Here is a 19,536-nt window from a genome sequence, read left to right as displayed (position 1 = left end):
GAAATATAGCGTCGGGCTTTTACACCCGACGCATTAGAACTATTGCAGTGTATAACGTAGTGATATACCCCCTTGCGTAATAGCCGTTGGGAAGGCGTTTGAAGTAGCAGGGGTGGTAACACGACGGTCGTAGTAGAAGCGTAGGTTCAGCTTCTCGTTCAGCATATAATCAATTTGTGGTTTAATAGCCAAGATGCGTTGGCCTTGTGTGGGTGTGGTAACAAGGTTTTGTAAGTCGCGACGCATAGTAGCCACATCACGGATTGAGAAATCAATACGGATGTTCAAATCATTTTTAAGGAATGGTTTGCGGCCACCTATTTTAAACGGCAGGTAAATCTCTTTAGCACGGTAACCCAAACCAATTACAAACTCAACGTTGCGGGTTTCGCTCAAGCTATAGTTAGATAGCGAAAGAGCCAGTGTGCGCGATGATTTGTATTCAAAATTGGCAGTAACGTTATTGATAAAGTTAATGTCGATACGAATCAGCGGGTTAAAGCTTTCGTTAATGGTTACCGAACGTATTTCGTATTTAGGATAGAAGTTACTGTCAAGCGGGTTCACACTATCAGTACGGCTTAGCAAGGTAGTGTATTGGGGTACACTGTAAGTAGAGCTGTATGATGATGAAAGAGTAATGCTGCTGGCAAACTTCTTCACGGCTTTCAATCGGCTTAAACCATTGTAGTTAACACGGATAGAAGGGAACGGCATTTTAGGGAACAAGTCAAGGTTTTGGTCGGATGCGTTTTTGCCGGTGTAAGCAGACAAGAACGACGAAATCAACACGTCTTGATTTTTATTGGTGTACCCTTCGGGGAAACCGGTTTGCGATGTTCCTTTAGAACGGGGGTTTTCATTGGCAAGACGTTGAGCAATAATAAATCGGTTGTTCAACATCTGGTCAAACGAAGGCGAGCTGGTATTAATAAACTTCTTCTCTAATGCAGTACGCAAGGTTGAGATACCTACTTGGAAACTTCCCTGTTCTTGGAAACCGTAATCGCGGAAACCATCGCTAGCCTCATCATACCTAAATACACTCTGCATGTTTTGGGTATGGCTGCGTATAAAACGTAATTCAACCCTAAAATCTTTTATAGGTTCTAAGGTAGCATTAGCGCTAAACTCTTGTTTGCTGGTTTGTATAAAGTATTGGTTTTGTTGGGTATCAATACTCAAAAATCCTTCGCGTGCCATGCGGTAGCGTACTTCAGGGTCTTGGCTACCGAATACAAAATCCCAACCGGGTGCATTGCGTTCGGCATCATTACCGGCATACAAAGGCGTGTGCCTGAAACCGGGCAGCGTAGTACCTTTGGTAGAAGTATAGTTAACCGATGCATTTTTAAGCATCATCAACGTTTTGGCTACAGCAGTACCAAAGCCTGAAAGGGGAGATTCCTCTTTTTTCTTTTTCTTCTTTTTCTTGTCTTTGTCTTCGCCTTCACCCTCTTCTTCTTCCGTATCGGTTTTTTGCTCAGCCTTTGATTGTTTAGGCTGGTTTTGGTTGATACGTCTCAAAGCGGGGAACTTGTTATACAAGTTCATCATATTAAACTGCGCGGTGTACGAGTAGTTTTGTGAGTTTTGAATGGTATTACCCAAAAACGATGTAGCAGGAGGGGCGGTCGTCCAACCATAGTTAGCACTATAACGCGTACTTGCAGTAATCCAGTCTGTTAAAGGCAATTTAGCAAGCGGAAGCGTATAGTTTACGTTGGTTACTTGGGTAAAGTTAGTAGTACGCCCCAAGCCAATTAAATTGTTTTGAATCGTATCCACCTTGCTGGGGTCTTCGTTCTTATCAATACGGCCCACAGGTTCATCAATACGCGCATTGGCGGTAGACTGGTAATCAATTTTCAATGATTTTGTCAAATCCCACCGCATATCATACACGCGGTTCATGGTAAAGTTCTTATCGTACAAAATGGGCACGATAGTCAACGGGCCGTCGTTGTTACGGTTTATCAAACGTGCATAATAACGGTCAACATCCGCCCTTACCGAGAAACTTTGCGGGTAAAGGGTGAAGTTAAAATCACGCACCAATTGCATGTATTTACCGCCTTTAATTTTCTTAAAGGGTTCAATGCTTTTAGCTGCTGTAGCAAAAGTGTAACCTACACTACCGCGCCAAGTACGTTGCAAGCTGGCAGCAATTTGCTGGTTGCGCCTGAATATTTCTTGGAACGAGAAACTACCGTTAATGTTTTCAATGTCCCACAGTTTGGCAGTACCTCCGCCCGTGCGGTTTTTGCGCACGTTGGTAAAGTTATAGCTGCGCCTTGAGGTGTAATCCTCAGCGGCATTTAAAATCTCTTGTTTTTGCTCTTCGGTTTGTGCAGTACGCAGGGTAGTGCTTAAAAGAATATCAGGGTTTAGCGGGTTGTATTTAGGGCGGATAAACTGCTCGCCGCGTTGCATAAAGAAGGGAACAGTAATACCCCACTTGGCGGGGAAGAATTTACCCAACTCCAACGAGGTTTGCATATCGTACAAGAAAATCTCGTTCAGGCTACGGTCGTTCAACTTCTTATCAATACCACCCCAACCTATTGATTGGTAGTTACCCGATATGGTAAAGGTACCTAAATCGGCCAGTTTGGTTACTAACCTTGCAGTAGCTGCTTCACCGCCTTGGTTGTTAAATTCAACCACACGCAATTCGTTAAACCAAATCTCACCACATTTTTCTAAACCGTCATCCGCGCCGGGGTTATCATTTTTCAAAGGGTTGCGCACACCCATCATAATTACCCGCACGTTGCTCATATCAGGCAAACCTTTTAGGGTAATACGCTTACCGCCGCCCATATCATACACAAAATCCTGTGTTAGCGGGGCTTTAGCATTTTCGCGCAATTGTTTGGCCAGATAAAACTCTTCAAGGGCAATATTTATTTCGTTTTCGCTGGGCCATACCTGTTGGGCATCACGGCTGTTATTAGGTGTTACCAGCAAAGGCAATTCATATTCGTAATAGTTATTTTCAAGGTCAGTACCCAAACGTATAAAGGCCTTTACATCACCGTTTCTAAGGTTATTGTCTTCACCTTCAGCATGCACAAACATGCGTAAGCGTTTGTAGTTACGAATATCAAAACGGGTGGTTTTAAATACTCCGCGGGCATCTCCGTCTTTCAGGTTACAAAAACGTACCGATAGCGACTGCTCGTTTTGTTGTACGTTGTTAGGAGTAGTCACATCCAACTCACGGAAGAAACCGGGAGGTAATACATAGTTTACAGGTACACGGGTACCGTTTTCTTCAATATTTACAGTAGATACCGAGAAGGTGGTGTTATCTCCGGGCGAACCGGGAGGGTTTGGCACACCTACGCTAAGCGGCTTGGTATAACGCCTCCAATCGGCACGTACCAGTTGCATTTGTGCAAAACGCAATACAACGGGTTGGTCAAAATCTTTAAGAAATAAACGCGCAAAACGGATGGATTTAAAATCGCTGATATTGCCCACTTTGCGGCTGTAAGAGTTAATAGGAATACGCAATTGGTACCAGGTTACCTGCTCTACTTGTCCGTTGGCTAATGTTACAGGTACAGATGCGCTATCGGTCACATAGTTTTTACCCACCACCAATGAGCCGGGTTTCAAATCAACTTTATACTGGTAGTATTCTTCAGTAATGTTTAAGCTGAAATCGCGGTTAATATCCTCGTCGTCGGGTTGGTTGGTGCGGGTTACAGGATAACCGTCAGGCCTGAACGTAGCAGGTTTTGAGTTACCTTCTTGGCCGTTTATTTGCTGGTGACGTTGCAAAATACCCAAGCTTTGGGCATCAAAAGAACCGCTGCTATGGAATTTATAATTATCACGAGCAGGGTCTTCAAGAGCGTTTAGATATGCGGCTGATGAAGCACCGTGCACGGTACGCATACTATCTAAATACAATGCATATATTACACGTTCAGTTGCATCGGTCATACCGTCTAGCCCCACGTCTTGTACATCACGCACATCAGGGTCGGCATCAAAGGCATTGTTAATGGCAGGAACGTTGGGAACAATAGCCCACGCTGTAGTATCAATCAACGGGAGCGGGGTATTGGGTTTGGGTAGTCCGTTTTCAAAACTCTTACGGGTATCGCGCAACACATCTTCTGATACTGAACCAAGATTTAAGTATAGCGAACCACCCGAAAGGTTGTTCGAGTTAAACTTACCGTCTTGTATGGTTCCGTTTGACCCTGTTAGGAAAGGGTCCATCATCCAAATCTCTACATAATCAATGTTGGCAGCCTCAAAGTCGTTCTGGTCGATACGACGCATAATACCCCCCCAGCTGTTTTTGGGGTTGGCCATTTCGCCTTGTGCATTCAGGTTCGATACAGAGTAGTTATAAGGGCCGGGTTTATATGGATAGTAGGCAAGGTCAAACGTAGGCAAGTTGGAAGGTACTCCTTGTTGCAGTTGACGGTTGGGGAATACCTCGGTTTGGTTTACCTGCCTTGTATAATGGTTTGACATTATAGTAGCATCGCGCAGGTTGGATGGGGTAGGAGGGCTAATGGTGGTAAGCTCACTAAGGAAAATGTTATCCAAAGAGTACCAAGCCAAGCGGGCACGGTTTCGTCCAAACTCAAGTGAGTTTGAAGATGATTGTGTTTCGGGGAACAAATCGGGTTGGCCTTCGGGTGTACTGGCAATAAACCAACCGGTACCTAAGCGCAAATCAAACGGAGTTTCGCTGGCTTCAAAGTCATCTATAAAAGCAGTACCGCGTTGTCCGATGGTTTTAGGGTCGTGAGGGAATAATTTAGCCCCTTCAAAACTAAACTGAAAGTTTGAAGGCTCTTTAGTACTAATAAATGGTAAACGGTCAATTAAACGGGTCAAACCGCGTGATTCACGGCGTATTGTACCGTCAACACCCACAATGGTATTAAGCAAAGGTTCTTCACCAATGTTTACTTTAGGGGTGATGGGACGTTCGTACAAGTGCATTACCGTACCACCTACAATAAAGTCTTTATCAATTTTGTAATCAAAGCGGGCACCCATCAGGGTTTTTTGCTGTATGCTGAAAAGGTTGTTGTTTTCAGAAGTTACTTTGATTACCGCACCCGAGTTAAGGATACCTGTATTTAATATTTTAACACGACCAACAGTATAATCAACGATATAATCCGTACCTTCAGTAAGTAGGGTACCGTTGGCGGTTACCCGCACCGACCCTTTGGGTACGTTGATGGCATTCAGTGAAATTTCGGAGTTGGATGAGCCTTGATAACTTCCGCGAAGGAAGAATTTGTTTTTTAACACCTCTTGTTGTGCCAACCATTTGGTAGAGTCGTACAAGGCATCAAAGGCATAATAATCGGCGTTTTTCTGTTGAGTGAACTTCGTTCGCAAGTACCGCCCGAAGGGCTCCCTTACGGGGAATATAATGCGGCCTGTTGCTACGTTTATCGTTATACCGTCAAGAAAGTCGAAAATACCATCAGGGGTTGGCTCATTTTGCTGGTTCACCCTGTCACAGTTAAGTATTGAAATAAGCGGTGTAGCTGTAGCAAAATTGGGCTCATCTTTCAATACGGGGATATAGTTCAAATCAGCACCGGTAGGGTCATCGGCGTAGATTACGTTTAGTTTAAACTGGTCTTTTTTAACACTGAAAGCACCCAATGAGTAGATGTTTTTCATCATCAAATCCCAAATGGGCAGGTTGGTAGTAATGGTACTACCTTTCAGCATTTTCAACATCAACACTTTTGGTTGGTTAGGGTCCGGCGATTGTATCTGACGGGCAAATTCACCCACCCTGTACACTTGCCCGTTCATGGTATATTCAAACGCTACCGAAAGTATCTCATCGTTATTCAACTGTTGGTTCAGAGAGATATAACCCAAACGGGGGTTAAACGTAAACTCATTAGTACCCAATTGCCTTGCGTTGTTCAACAACTGAAAATCCTGTATTGGATTCAAACCCATGGTTTGGCGCAAATGGCTTACCGCGTCGTTGCTTTCTCTGGCAGCCGCATTGGCCGGCAACTGCATGGTGCTGTACAATGTATTTGATGTGTTATCAGGGTTAATGGATGCGGTAGGGTTTAGCCACTGGTTGTTGTACGGGGTAGCTTCACCTAAATCCATAAAACCTAATACATCGCGTGTGTTTTCAAAAACACCGGTACGGTTGGTAACCCACACCTCAACGTTAGTAATTAGTATAGGCGAATTAATAAATGCAGGGGTGCTGCACCATTGGTCGTAGTTGTTGGCAAAATACTGGCTCAAAAAATAGTGACGGTTTACGTCGTAGTTATCAGCCTGTATGTCAAAATTGGTTACTTGTGCGCCGCCTGTTACCTCAGTTTCAGTAGTCTGTCCGCGTTGTTGGGTAAATATGGTAGTTACCATCAAACGGCCAAACTGCATTTGCAACTTAGCACCAAACAAACTTTGTCCGCCTTGTATCAAACTGCTGTTAAGCGGTAAGCTCACGTTACCCAACTGCACGTTTTTAATAATGTCGTCTTCTTTACCTTCCCAGTTAAGGTTTATCTGGTTATCAAAATCAAAGGTGGCTTCGGTATCGTAGCGCCAATTAGTTTTAAAACGATCGCCGATAGTTCCTGTTAAGTTAAACTGTATTTTCTGGCGGAAATCAAACTGCCCGTTGCGTTGCTGACGTACGGTAAATGCGGGGTTACGCACCACGTTAAAGTTCCACCCGAAAATAATCTCGGCAGAACCTTGTGGTCTCAAATCCACCAAACCGCTGCCAAACAAACGGTCAATAATCTTAGGGCCGGTTTTTAGTTTATCAAAAATGTTACCGTTGCTTTGTACGTAGTTTTGGGCTTTTGAGCGTTGGCGGAAATAGTCTTGATTCTCTTTTTTGCGGCGTTCTTCAAGATATTGCTCAAGGTCTTTTGTTTCAGGAAGCCTGTAGTCATCGCCGCCGATGGTTTGTTTCTCAACGTACTGTCCCGTTGCCGAGTCGTACACCACTTCTTTTTTAATGTTAGAAGGGTCTTGCAAATCAAGTCCGTTCGGCTCTTTATCTTCAAAGTTCTTTTTATCCTTTATAGGGTATTTCAGTTTAGAACTGTCTCCGGCCGTGCTGTCGCCCGGCCCCCCTTTTTTCTTGGTGCTGTCAGCATCAATATATTCTCCGCCTGCAAACCATATGCGGTTTGCATCGGGCACAGTTATGGCTAGTATGGGCAATACGAAGCCCAACACCACAAATAAAGCAACATTTTTTGGCGAACCCATTAAAACAGTTTCTTACTTACTTTCCTCAGTTTAGCTTTGGTTAGTTTCCAAAAGTAAAGTTATCTCCGATAGGCTATTATTTTTTGTAGTTACAACTATAAGTTTTTTAATGCAATTTTTATAATCTGTTCTACTTCAATATCTCCCTTCGCATCATCCACAACTTTCTTCACCACCTTCTCAACGTTGGCCCTGTTAAAGCCCAGCATAAGCAGTGCGCTAATTGCCTCTTGCCTTGCTGTGCTTTGCGTGCCGCTGCCTGCGGTATGCATTTCAATGCCTGTACTCTCACCTTTTTTCACTTTATCCTGCAACTCAAGTACTAAGCGTTGGGCAGTTTTAGGGCCAATACCCTTTACCGCTTTAAGTAACGTGATATCTCCCGTTAATATTGCGTGGTTTAAATCGCCCGGAGTTAACGACGAAAGTATCATCCGTGCTGTTGAGGGGCCTACGCCGTTTACAGAAATTAAATTACGAAAAAGTGACCTTTCTCCTTCATCGAAAAAGCCAAAAATGGTATGGCTGTCTTCTTTTATCGAAAGGTGAGTGAGCAGACGAACGTTTTCCTCGTCTTTGATTTTTTGAAATGTATATAAGGAGATTTGAGCCTCATAGCCAACACCACCGCTAGTTTCTATCACCACCATAGTTGGCGACATAAAAGCTACCCTTCCTTTTATAAAAGCTATCATCAGAATGAATATAAGCGGCTAAAGTAGCAAATTTTGTTGACGTACAAAGAGCCTTTATAGCAATGGTTGCCCTGCGTATGTATTTTATACTGCCGCAGGTACTGCTATTTTTAACAGATTGGTAAACATTGCCAATCCGTCGGTATTGTATAACTCATCGGCTGCCGCACGCTCAGGGTGGGGCATCATACCAAATACGTTTTTGGTTTTGTTGGTTATACCTGCAATGTTGTGTAATGCGCCATTGGGGTTAGCCTCTGCGGTTACGTTTCCGGCTTCATCACAATACCTAAAAAGTATCTGACCGTTTTCGGTCAAACTTTTAATAGTTTCTTCATCCGCATAGTAATTACCCTCGCCGTGAGCAATTGGTATTTTAAGCGCTTTGTTTTTATCCAAACCTGCTGTTAAAGCAGTATCGGCTTCAGGCTTAATGTAAACGTTTGAGCAGATGAATTTACGGCTTGAGTTGTGCAACAATGCGCCGGGCAATAGTCCGCTTTCGCATAAAATCTGGAAACCGTTGCAAATACCCATTACATAACCACCGTTGTTTGCAAACTCAATCACGCTGTTCATAATGGGTGATAGCTTTGCAATAGCACCGCTTCGCAGGTAATCACCATACGAAAAGCCTCCGGGAAGGAACACCATATCGCAACCTTGCAAATCGGTATCCTTGTGCCAAAGCTCAACAACTTCTTGTTGGGTAACTTTTTTTAAAGTTTGTATTAAATCTTGGTCACAGTTAGACCCTGGGAATATTACAACACCAAATTTCATTAACGGGGAGATTTTGTGCAAAGGTAATCATTCTTAAACGTTAAGAAAATTTGATTAACAATTGTATTAAGAGGCTGAATGCAAGGCGGCTTACACCTTAAGTGCTGATAATGCAACGGCTGCAATATCGGTGAGGATTTTTACATCAGCTCCGCCCCGTGCCGCTACGCGTAGCCCGGTTATTGTGTTGGTAATAAATGCCGCCCATTGGGCAGGGGTGTGGCGGGTACTTATTTCCCCGGCTTTTTGTCCGGCGGCTATCATGTCGGCAACAGTTTCTGTCATTGTTTCCAACGTGCCGTTTACAAGAGTTTTCACTTTGGCATTGCACACCGGCAATTCACCTATCGCATTCACAATAAAGCAACCTTTGTGCATGGTATCCGATATGCTTTCAGTTACAATACCGCTGAAAAGATTTTGTATGGCTTGTAACGGAGATTTTGCCGTGTCGAAAATGTTTGATAAAACATCAATCTCACGCTTTGCGTAATTTTCCAGCGCGGCATAAAACAAGGTATCTTTATCACCGTAGGTATCGTACATACTTGAGCGGCTAATGCCCAACCCGTCTACCAAATCTTGCATTGAGGTGGCACTGTAGCCCTTCACCCAAAAAATAGTCATTGCTTTTTGCAATGTCTCTTCTTGGTTAAACTCTTTGTTACGTGCCATAAATAATTGTAGCCTTGCCGTTTATATCAACTGCAAAGCTACAAAAAACGGAACTATCGTTCCAAATTGAGGTAAATTTTTTTAGCCTTTAAGCATTAAACCACCATCAATGGTGTACTCTGAGCCGGTAATAAAACTTGAGGCAGGACCACTAAGGAAAGAAACAAGTTTTGCCACCTCTCCTGATTCGCCAAACCTTTTTAAAGCTATTTTTTGGGTCACAGCTTCTTCGAATGAGTACATAGCTTCTTGTGGCATGCCGGTTTTATCAAAAATCGGAGTTTTAACCGGACCGGGGCATACCGCATTTACACGAATTCCTTTTGGTGCTAATTCAACCGCAGCTGTGCGCATTACAGAGTTTAGACCAGCTTTGCTGGCTGCATAGGCCATTGTATTTGCCATACCAGTGTATGCATTTACAGATGATAAGAAAATTACTGAAGAACCTTCTTGCAACAAGGGTAAAAAGCGTTGCAAAGTAAATACAGCACCTTTAAGGTTTATGTTCATAATGGTGTCATAAGTGGCTTCGCTTAAATGCTCAAGCGGGGCAAACGTAGCAACACCGGCATTTATAAATAACACATCTACTTTGCCGTAGGTATCGGTAACTTTTTTCACCAATGCATCTGTATCTGTTAAGCTGGCTTGGTCAGAAACAATACCCAGTGTCCCGTGTCCTAATTCATTTGCAGCTTCTTCAACGGCTTTTGGGTTACGGCCTGTTATTATCACTTTGGCTCCGTCTTTAATAAGTTGTTGGGCGGTAGCATACCCAATGCCGCTGTTACCACCGGTAACAACTGCTATTTTGTTAGTTAAATCAGTCATTTTGTTATTTTGGAATAATCGTTCCGCAAATGTATGCGGATAAACGGAACAATCATTCCAAAAAAAAGAAATAAGCGTGAAACTTATTGATAGTCAGCAATTAAATTTTAACTAAGTGTATAGAATTCTATCTTTTCAGTATTGTGTGAGCGGATGATGCCCGCAGAAATAAGAGTCACCAAAATTTTACTGGCCCTCCACCGCGATATGTTTATCAATTTGCAGTACTGCTTCAGCGTTATTTTGTGGTTTTTGGCGAGATAATCCAGCAATGCCTGCTCCTTACTGGTAATTTGAATCAGGGTATCTTTTTGTGCGGCTTCACGTTTCAAAACATCAACCACAATTTTGCTGGCCAATAGGCTTTGGTCCTTAACACGCACGTAAACCCACCACTTTCCGTCATCGTCTTTGGCATAATAAGGTTTATCAGGTCCTTCGGGTACAATGGCCTCCAACACCACCTTGCCGTCAAGCTCCCATTCGTTTATCACCAACTCAATAGGTGGTTTACAATAAAAATCGCTGGCAAGGGTAAGCATGTACTTCTCATCTTCCGTACGCACCCCGGCTATGCTTTTGTTGTCGCGTATTCCTATCAGCAGCCGGCCTCCTTTGCGGTTAGCAAACGAAACAATGGTTTTGGCAATTTTTGAGGCGCTGCTAATTTCCTGTTTAAAATCAAGGGTTTCGTTTTCACCCTTTTGTATCAATTGCCTCAATTCTTTCATCTCACTTCAAGTATAAGAAAAAGCGTTTACAAGTTTGCGGTTAAATACGCTTTCGGGGTGGCATAATTAACGCAGCCTTGTTACCTTCGCGCCCGTATAAAAATTATAGATAAGGTAGATAATGGCAAAATATAAAATTTCAGTAGCAAAGGGCGATGGCATAGGGCCCGAAATAATGGATGCCGTACTTTCCATATTCAACGCCGCGAAAGTGGATATTGATTATGAGTATGTAGAGATGGGCAAAGACGTTTTTTTGAAAGGCTTTAATGCCGGTATGACCCCTGAAGCCGAACGCAGCATTGAAAGCAACGGTATTTTGTTTAAAGGCCCCATGGAAACTCCTAAGGGCAAAGGAATGAAGAGTATTAACGTTACTGCACGTAAAAAGTGGAGTACGTTTGCCAACAACCGCCGTTTTCAAACACTTAACGGGGTTGAGACTGTTTACTCAAAAGCAGGTATTCCGATTGATATTACCATTATCCGTGAGAACATTGAAGGTACTTATGGTGGTATTGAGCATTTGAATACACACGATGTGGCTCTTTGCCGCCGTTTTATTACCCGCCCCGGTAGCGCGCAAGTGCACCGTTTTGCCTTTGAATTGGCTCGTCGCAATGGAAACAAGAGCGTAGTTTGCGGCCACAAGGCAAACATTATGAAAGTAACCGACGGTATGTTTTTGGAAACCTTTTACGAGGTAGCTAAAGACTATCCGGATATTGAAGCAAAAGATGTGATTATTGATGACCTGTGCATGAAACTGGTAGTACGCCCCAACGATTACGAAGTGGTGGTGCTTACCAACCTGCAAGGTGATATAGTATCTGATTTGTGTGCCGGCTTGGTGGGTGGTTTGGGCTTTGCCCCTTCGGCCAACATCGGCGAGCGTATCTCGATATTTGAAGCGGTGCACGGCACTGCTCCTGATATTGCAGGTAAAAACATAGCCAACCCAACATCATTGCTACTAAGCGGTATTATGATGTTGCGTCACTTAGGTTTCTACGCTGAAGCTGACAGTATTGAAAACTCATTGCTTTACACCCTTGAAACCGGCGTACATACCGGAGATTTTGGTGATAAATCAATCCCATCGGTAAACACAACAGGATTTGCAGGCGCCATTATTGAAAACTTGGGCAAAGTGCCTGCAAACACAACCCCACGTAAATCACCTGCTATCGACTATACTTGGCAAAAACCTGCTTACCCCGCAGCACGCCCAATGATGGAAAGCCCTAAAAAAGCAGAAACTACCTTAGTAGGTGCTGATTACTTTTTTGAGAGCAACGAACAAGCGGATGCTATTGCGGCTAAACTACAGCCTATTGTGCCTGCTGGTTTTGAGTTGCAAACCATCTCGAACAGGGGAACGCAAGTATGGCCTACAGGCTCAGTACTAACCGAGTGTGTAGACCACTATTGTGCCCGTATTGCTAAGGCGGATGGGTCAGTAGTTACTCAACAAGAAGTGTTTGATATTGCTGCCAAAGTAGCAAGCATTTACTTCGTTACATCTACCGAAATGCTAATAAACATTGGTGATGTACGCGGTTTTAGCTTGGCACAAGGACAATAAGAAAGTTAGAAAATATAATGTAAGAACGTCGCAAGCTTGCCTTGCGGCGTTTTTTATTGTACGGACTTAATCTCCTTAGATTCGCTGCGGCTCACGAGCAAACCAAAGGCAGCGGTGGTAAAGAACGAAAACAACGCATACACAGCAGCAGGGATTGCAATAGCAGGGTTGTTTAACATATAAGGCCCTGTAGCAACGGCAATAGCCAACGCGGTGTTTTGTAAACCCACTTCTACCGATATAGTAGCTTGGCTTTTCAAGTCCAGTTTAAAGTATTTAGCAGTGTAGAAGGAACCTATCATACCGCCCACATTTAGCAGCAACGTAAGAGGCACCACTCTCCAATAATCACGGATAGGAATATTAATGTTTTCGTTGTTTTCAAGGAAAATAGCACCCACCATTGCCACTGCCAATAGTGCAGTCATAATGTATTTTAAGGGCTTACGTACTTTATCGGCAAAACGAGCCCAACGTCTGCGAATGTAAATCCCAATCGCTGCGGGTATCACCGTAATCAATAAAATCTGTATCAGTGTTTCCCAAAAAGGCAGGTGGATAGATGCGTCTTGATTCATATAGGCACCCAACGCCAAACTCACCAAAATAGGAATGGTAAACTGAGTGAGGAAACTATTAACCGTGGTAATAGAAACCGACAAGGCAAGGTTACTATTAATAAGATAGTTTACAAGGTTTGAGGTAGCACCGCCGGGGCAGGCCGCCAGCAACACAATACCTACTTTTAACTCAGGGCTAAGACCGGGAATAATTAACGTGATTAAAAATGCCAATGCAGGCAGCAAAAGCATTTGAGCTAACAAGCCAATACCAAGCCCTTTAGGGTTTTTAATAATGTTTAAGAAATCGCGACGGGTAAGTGATAGCCCCATGCCCACCATGATGAAAGCGAGGGTGGCGGGCAGCATGTATTGTGAAAAAAACTTAGTCTCTATCACTACGAATTGTGGTTAATGGCAATATTACACTTATAAAGCCATAAAAATATCGCTACAATAAAAAATGTATGGTAATGCTATACAACAAAACGCTAAGTACCTTTGTAAAGCGTTATATGTATAGTATGAAAAAGTCAGTATTTATAATTACAGGGGCTGTGATTGCCATTACCGTGGTAGCCTTGCTTGCTTTTGACCAACCTGAGAAGACGGTTAACAAGCCTGAGAGCATTAAAGCACCCGCATTGCCTGAGAAACTTTTGTTTGCAGGAGAAAATGTGCCCATGAAGGATTTTGATGTGCGCGAACGTTTTGACCGTGAGTTGATGATAAATACATTTTATCACTCGCAAACCTTGTTTGCTTTGAAAAAGACGAAGCGGTTTTTCCCTGTAATGGAAGCGGTAATGAAGAAAAATGGCTTGCCTGACGATTTTAAATACCTTGCGGTTGCTGAAAGCGGCTTGGATAATGTGGTTTCGCCCGCAAAGGCGGAAGGTTTCTGGCAATTTTTAGAAAGCACCGGAAAGCGCTACGGATTAGAGATAAATGAAGAGGTAGATGAACGCTACCACCTTGAAAAGGCTACTGAAGCGGCCTGCAAGTACCTGAAAGACAATAAAGAAAAACTGGGCAACTGGACGCTAGCCGCTGCCGCTTATAACATGGGCGAGAACGGCGTAGATAACGCTATTAAAAAGCAGGGCGTGGGCAGCTATTATGATTTGTTGCTTAACAAAGAAACATCACGCTACTTGTTTAGAATATTAGCGATTAAAGAAATTTACAGCAACCCCGCTAAATACGGTTTTGTGATTGATAGTGCAGAGTATTATCCTACTATTGAAACATACACCGTTACCCTTGACAGTGCAGTGGATAATCTTGCCCAATATGCCATTAGTCAGGGTATAAACTACAAAGTACTTAAACTGCTTAACCCTTGGTTGCGCAAACCCTACCTTAAGAACAAGGCGAAAAAGGCATACACCATCGTATTGCCTAAAGACAAGAGCTTCATTACTCCACCTGCTATTACACCTGTTAGCCCCGCTACGGGAGAAGAAACCGAATAAGTTTCGTCGGGATTGAGACAATAAACAAAAAAAGCGGCCAAGGCCGCTTTTTTTGTTATATCGTTTGGGTAAATCCTACCAATCGTCCTCGTCAACCTCAACAGGTTCACGCATTGCCTTGGTCATATCTACCACCATTTTGCGCACCGCCGCATCGGCAGCCCTCAAATAACGGTCGTAGTTTACCACGTTCTTTTCTGATTTCATGTAGAACTCAAGGTACACATAATTGATGTCCTTCTTGTCTGATGTTTCAGGCAGCAAGTGTGTCATGTTGCTTACATGGTACTTATACTTCCCATCCTTAAATCGCATGGTAAGCGTAAACTCAACTTGCCCGTACTCGTTTGATGAAAACTTGTTGTAGCGTACACGCATCGGAAGTTTCACTTTCACCTTAAACTTCTCATACAACACATCGTCAGTAAATACTTTTGCCAACTCTTTTTGTTTTTTATCAGCATGCCATTTAGCGGTTATCCAGCGTTTGGCGCGCAAATACAACGAGTCGTAGTAAGAATCAGTTTGCTCAATAATACTGTCATAAGTAATCAGCTCAGTAATCGAGTCAACCGGCATCACAATGCGTACATAAGGCTTTTTTTCAGGTTTCTTGGGCTCGTCTTCTGAGCCGTCAGTACTGTTCATGCCCGGCATATCACCTGCACCGTCTATGTTTTCGTCGTAGTAATCGTAACTCTGGGTATCCTGTTGTTCAGTGTCATCGGGCTGAGCCAATGCTGAAGCAACGGGAATAGTTACAAAAGCCACCAGCCATGCAATTGCCTTAACGTTTGGCATATTGCGGAGTAAAGTAGTAAACATTAAGATCCTTAAGCTATTACTGTTTTTATTAAAAGTTGGCAAATTTAGTTTTTTCGGCAAATAATTCATCCTTTTGAAATAGGGGTTTGTCAAAATAATATTCCACTGTCAGTTCCTTATGTGTTTTTTTCACCATATTTGGGCTTTAGAACAATGAGAAAACAAACAATAATTCTTATCATAACGTCGCTTACGTTAGCTTATTGTAAACCTTCGCAAAACAATAAAAACAAAAACCAGACCATGATTTTAAAAGATCCTCATTCATACGCAAAACCTAATGATGTAGCCGTGAAACACTTACATCTGAACCTTACGGCTGACTTTTCCACAAAAACATTAGACGGTTTTGCAGAACTTACTTTGGAGAATAAAACCGGTAGCAGTGAACTTTGGTTAGACACCAAAGACCTTACCATTAAAAAGGTTGAGCAAGACGGTGCCGAAACCAAATACGAATTAGGCCAACCCGATATACATTTAGGTCAGAGCCTAAAAGTAGCCATTACACCCACTACCCAAAAGGTAAAAGTATATTACACCACCAGCCCCAACGCTGAAGCATTGCAGTGGCTTGCACCTTCACAAACCAGCGGCAAAAAACATCCGTTTTTGTTTAGCCAATCGCAGGCCATCTTGGCACGTACTTGGATACCCTTGCAAGACGGCCCCGGAGTGAAATTTACCTACAGTGCTACCATCAAAACCGACCCCAAACTGATGGTATTGATGAGCGCCGAAAACGACACCACTTTGCATACCGACGGTGTGTATAACTTTAAGATGCCGCAAGCCATTCCCAGCTATTTGATGGCGATAACCATCGGCAATTTTGAATACAGAAGTTTGGGCAAAGATTGCGGCGTTTATGCCGAGCCTGAAATGATTGAAAAAAGCGCGTGGGAGTTTGTAGACCTTGAAAAGATGATTAATAGCGCGGGCGAACTATACGGCCCTTATGCTTGGGGCAAATACGATGTAATAGTGCTGCCTCCGAGCTTCCCCTTCGGTGGTATGGAAAACCCTCGTTTAACGTTTGCTACCCCAACCATTATAGCCGGCGACCGCTCACTGGTATCGCTGATAGCACACGAATTGGCGCACAGCTGGAGCGGCAACCTTGTAACCAATGAAACTTGGGCTGATTTTTGGCTGAACGAAGGCTTTACCGTGTATTTTGAACGCCGCATCATGGAAAAAATTTATGGTGCAGAGCTTAGCGAAATGATGGCAGCCCTTGCCTTGGGTGAGTTGAAAAACACCATCAAAGAATTTGGAGACACCAGTGACGATACCAAACTGAAACTAAACCTTGATGGCCGCAACCCCGATGATGGTGTGAGCGATATTGCCTACGAAAAAGGCTATTTCTTCCTACGTACGATTGAAAACGCGGTGGGTCGTGAAAAGTGGGACGCTTTTGTGAAGAAGTACTTCAACACGTTTGCTTTTTCAACCATGAACACCGAAGACTTTTTAATTTACCTTGATAATGAGTTGATACACGGGGATAAAGCGTTGCAACAACAAATACAGATTGAAAAGTGGGTGTATTACCCCGGATTGCCTGAAAACTGCCCTCAACCCAAATCAGGGGAGTTTGCTAAGGTGCTGACCCAAGTAGATGCTTTTAAAGGAGGTAAGAAGGCCGCCGAATTGGACACCAAAGATTGGATGACCCAACACTGGCAATACTTTTTGCGTAACCTGCCCCAACCGCTTACCCTTGAACAAATGGGTGATTTAGACGCTGCCTTTAAGTTTACCAATACGGGCAACAGCGAGATAGCTTGCGATTGGTTCCAATTGGCAATAGCTGCCGATTATAAAACCGCTTACCCCAAAATGGAGGAATTTTTAATAGCAGTGGGTCGTCGCAAGTTCTTAAAACCTTTGTACGGCAAATTGTCTCAAACTCCTGAGGGTAAAGAATGGGCAAAAGCCGTGTATGCAAAAGCCCGCCCCGGATACCACGCCGTATCCATCAATACCATTGATGATATGCTTGGTGTGAAAGAAAGTGCTTCAAATTAATTGATAGAAGTCCACGGTCAATAGTCCACAGTCGACGGTTGGCGGTTAGCTATGGACTGTGGACTGTCAACTTTATAAATGAACTTTTTCAACACATCCGCATCTTTCGAACAAAAGATTGAACTGCCTCTCTTTGCCCAAAAGCAGGTAGAGGTATGGATGAAGCGCGATGATTTGCTGCACCCTTTTGTGAGCGGCAACAAATACCGTAAGCTGAAATATTTGGCGCAAGACGCTCTACAACAAGGCAAACAACACTTAGTTACTTTTGGCGGAGCATATAGCAACCACTTGGTAGCCACTGCCAGTGCTGGGGCTGCTTTGGGACTAAAAACCACCGCCATCCTGCGTGGAGAGGAAGCATTTAATAACCCCATGCAATCCATTTGCAGGCTATACGGCATGGAGTTTCAGCAAGTGAGTAGGGAGGAGTACCGCAATAAAGACGCTGCTTTTGCCAAACACTTCGGCAACAATGATGATGTGTACCGCATAGACGAAGGCGGCTACTCGGCATTGGGCGCGCAAGGTTGCGCCGATATTCACGCAGAACTTACTCAAACCTATTCGCATATTTTTTGTGCGGTGGGTACGGGGACTACCGTGGCAGGCTTAATCAACGGAGCTTCCGAAGGCACACAAGTGCATGGGGTAGTGGTTTTGAAAGGTGCGGAATACCTGAAAACCGAAATTGACAACCTACTTACTACGCCCAAAGACTTTACCCTGCATCATAATTTTTATTTCGGGGGATATGGGAAGTTTGATGCCGAAATCATGCACTTTATAAAAGAATTTGCAGGTGCAACAGGCGTATTGCTCGACCCTGTGTACACCGCCAAAATGATGATGGGTTTGCAGCAATTAATACAGCAGGATTACTTCTCCAAAAATTCAAAAATATTAGTCATTCACACGGGCGGCTTATGGGGACTTACTTCTGAGAAGGCGATAGAATTATCGGCTCGTTAGGGGTTGCTTCACCCTTAATGGTTAAAATAATGGGTTTAGCGTAACCGTCAATAAAAACAGTTCCCGTTTTATAAAAAGTACCCAAGTTGGGTATTATAAGAGCTATTATAAAACCGCTGTCTCCTACCAGAATAGGAGATTTAGGCAACATGAACATCATGTTTCCGCTGCTACTGTTTACCTTATCTATAAACAATGGATAACGGCCTGTGTTTTGAACGGTAAATTCACAAGTCAGCCTATCGGTTTTTGCAAACGTACCAAAATCATGCAGGGTTTTCTCAAACCTAAAACAAGTAGAATCTACCTTAAAAACATTGCCTTTTATAGTAAGGGTAAAATCGCCGGCATTGGTTGATACAATTACCACTTTGGTAAACATACCTATATTAAAAGCACCGTAAATAACTCTCACAGGACTGCTATCGCCCGGCAGAATGGGTTCTCTGTTATACGATGGTAATTGTCCGCCACCTGTGCCTATCGCACTGGTAATTATCAATGGGGCAGTACCTTTATTAAACAAATAAAACGCGTGGCTGGATTGCTTGTTTTGCGGAACATCACCAAAATTCCAAGTCAGTTTATCAAAAGCCGCAATGGCTGTTGGCGTGGTATCCGTTTGCCCGTACAAAGCTCCTGTGATAACAAGTGCAATGAGTGAAACCAAGGCTTTCATAAACGGCAGCTTTAATCATCCGCTCTACCGGCAGGTACGGGCAGCTTTTTCGGGGTTTCGGTGGTAGGCTTGGCAATTACAGTACCCGTAATAGTAATCGTGTGGTACTTTTCAGGGTCGTTAGATTGTATTTGTAATTGCTTGGCAAAAATACCCGGGTGTCCCTCAGAGTCGTATTGTACGGTAATTTCCGCTGTTTTGCCCGGTTCAATAGGTTCTTGCGAAAACGAAGGAATGGTGCAACCGCAAGGCTGGGTAACATTAATAATGTATAGAGGCGTTGTGCCTGTATTTTTTACCACAAACTTATGGGTAACCTTTTCACCCTCCTTCATTGTGCCAAAATCGTGCAGTGTACTGTCGATAGTGAGCTTTGCCTGCGCGCTGGCGGCAATAACGACCAATGAAATCAAAAGGGTAAAAAAGTATTTCAT

General features: G+C 43.4%; 14 protein-coding genes. 4 read left to right on the top strand and 10 right to left on the bottom strand.

The genetic code is table 11. The features are described 5' to 3' along the window. Positions 1 to 39: 39 nt before the first annotated feature. The 6 genes from sprA to F9K23_05700 all read right to left on the bottom strand — a co-directional run bounded on the left by sprA (position 40) and on the right by F9K23_05700 (position 10,972). Positions 40 to 7,254 (bottom strand): cell surface protein SprA, encoded by a 7,215-nt coding sequence (gene sprA / locus F9K23_05725; GenBank protein ID KAB2917254.1) that lies wholly within the window; start codon positions 7,252 to 7,254, stop codon positions 40 to 42. Between the two features lie 95 nt (positions 7,255 to 7,349). Next, entirely contained in the window at positions 7,350 to 7,949 is a 600-nt protein-coding gene (gene ruvA / locus F9K23_05720) for a Holliday junction branch migration protein RuvA (GenBank protein KAB2917253.1), read from the bottom strand. Positions 7,950 to 8,033: 84 nt separating this feature from the next. Then, on the bottom strand, positions 8,034 to 8,732 hold the full coding sequence (gene purQ / locus F9K23_05715) for a phosphoribosylformylglycinamidine synthase subunit PurQ (GenBank protein KAB2917252.1): 699 nt from the start codon (positions 8,730 to 8,732) through the stop codon (positions 8,034 to 8,036). Positions 8,733 to 8,822: 90 nt separating this feature from the next. Continuing rightward, positions 8,823 to 9,407 carry a TetR/AcrR family transcriptional regulator gene (locus tag F9K23_05710; GenBank protein ID KAB2917251.1) on the bottom strand — a complete coding sequence of 195 codons (585 nt, stop codon included), beginning with the start codon at positions 9,405 to 9,407 and terminating at the stop codon, positions 8,823 to 8,825. Between the two features lie 81 nt (positions 9,408 to 9,488). Further along, positions 9,489 to 10,241: an SDR family oxidoreductase gene (locus F9K23_05705; GenBank protein KAB2917250.1), complete on the bottom strand. Its 753-nt coding sequence runs from the start codon at positions 10,239 to 10,241 to the stop codon at positions 9,489 to 9,491. 107 nt (positions 10,242 to 10,348) lie between these two features. Further along, positions 10,349 to 10,972 carry an ATP-binding protein gene (locus tag F9K23_05700; GenBank protein ID KAB2917249.1) on the bottom strand — a complete coding sequence of 208 codons (624 nt, stop codon included), beginning with the start codon at positions 10,970 to 10,972 and terminating at the stop codon, positions 10,349 to 10,351. Positions 10,973 to 11,093: 121 nt separating this feature from the next. Between F9K23_05700 and F9K23_05695 the strand changes: the two genes are divergently transcribed. Then, entirely contained in the window at positions 11,094 to 12,557 is a 1,464-nt protein-coding gene (locus tag F9K23_05695) for an NADP-dependent isocitrate dehydrogenase (GenBank protein KAB2917248.1), read from the top strand. 53 nt (positions 12,558 to 12,610) lie between these two features. On the opposite strand, the gene F9K23_05690 is transcribed toward F9K23_05695, so the two are convergent. Next, positions 12,611 to 13,516 (bottom strand): bile acid:sodium symporter family protein, encoded by a 906-nt coding sequence (locus tag F9K23_05690; protein KAB2917247.1) that lies wholly within the window; start codon positions 13,514 to 13,516, stop codon positions 12,611 to 12,613. A 125-nt stretch (positions 13,517 to 13,641) separates the two neighbouring features. Between F9K23_05690 and F9K23_05685 the strand changes: the two genes are divergently transcribed. After that, the gene (locus F9K23_05685; GenBank protein KAB2917246.1) at positions 13,642 to 14,592 is read left to right on the top strand and encodes a lytic transglycosylase domain-containing protein; all 951 of its coding nucleotides are present in this window, start codon (positions 13,642 to 13,644) and stop codon (positions 14,590 to 14,592) included. Between the two features lie 75 nt (positions 14,593 to 14,667). Here F9K23_05685 and F9K23_05680 read toward each other — a convergent pair whose 3' ends face one another. After that, complete coding sequence (locus F9K23_05680) at positions 14,668 to 15,486, bottom strand: DUF4468 domain-containing protein (protein KAB2917245.1); 819 nt, start codon at positions 15,484 to 15,486, stop codon at positions 14,668 to 14,670. An 84-nt stretch (positions 15,487 to 15,570) separates the two neighbouring features. Between F9K23_05680 and F9K23_05675 the strand changes: the two genes are divergently transcribed. Together F9K23_05675 and F9K23_05670 are read left to right on the top strand one after the other, a co-directional pair. Continuing rightward, positions 15,571 to 17,451 (top strand): M1 family metallopeptidase, encoded by a 1,881-nt coding sequence (locus F9K23_05675; GenBank protein KAB2917244.1) that lies wholly within the window; start codon positions 15,571 to 15,573, stop codon positions 17,449 to 17,451. Positions 17,452 to 17,529: 78 nt separating this feature from the next. Continuing rightward, positions 17,530 to 18,423, top strand: a complete 894-nt coding sequence (locus F9K23_05670; GenBank protein KAB2917243.1) for a 1-aminocyclopropane-1-carboxylate deaminase/D-cysteine desulfhydrase — start codon at positions 17,530 to 17,532, stop codon at positions 18,421 to 18,423. Here F9K23_05670 and F9K23_05665 read toward each other — a convergent pair. Both F9K23_05665 and F9K23_05660 read right to left on the bottom strand, forming a co-directional pair. Further along, positions 18,386 to 19,102, bottom strand: a complete 717-nt coding sequence (locus F9K23_05665) for a DUF1573 domain-containing protein (protein KAB2917242.1) — start codon at positions 19,100 to 19,102, stop codon at positions 18,386 to 18,388. The genes F9K23_05670 and F9K23_05665 overlap by 38 nt on opposite strands. An 11-nt stretch (positions 19,103 to 19,113) precedes the next feature. Continuing rightward, on the bottom strand, positions 19,114 to 19,536 hold the full coding sequence (locus F9K23_05660) for a DUF1573 domain-containing protein (protein KAB2917241.1): 423 nt from the start codon (positions 19,534 to 19,536) through the stop codon (positions 19,114 to 19,116).

It is taken from the genome of Bacteroidota bacterium (assembly GCA_008933805.1).
Lineage (GTDB): Bacteria > Bacteroidota > Bacteroidia > UBA8524 > UBA8524 > SB11.
The sequence above is the reverse complement of the archived record's forward strand: the minus strand, read 5'-3'. Positions and strand labels throughout refer to the sequence as shown.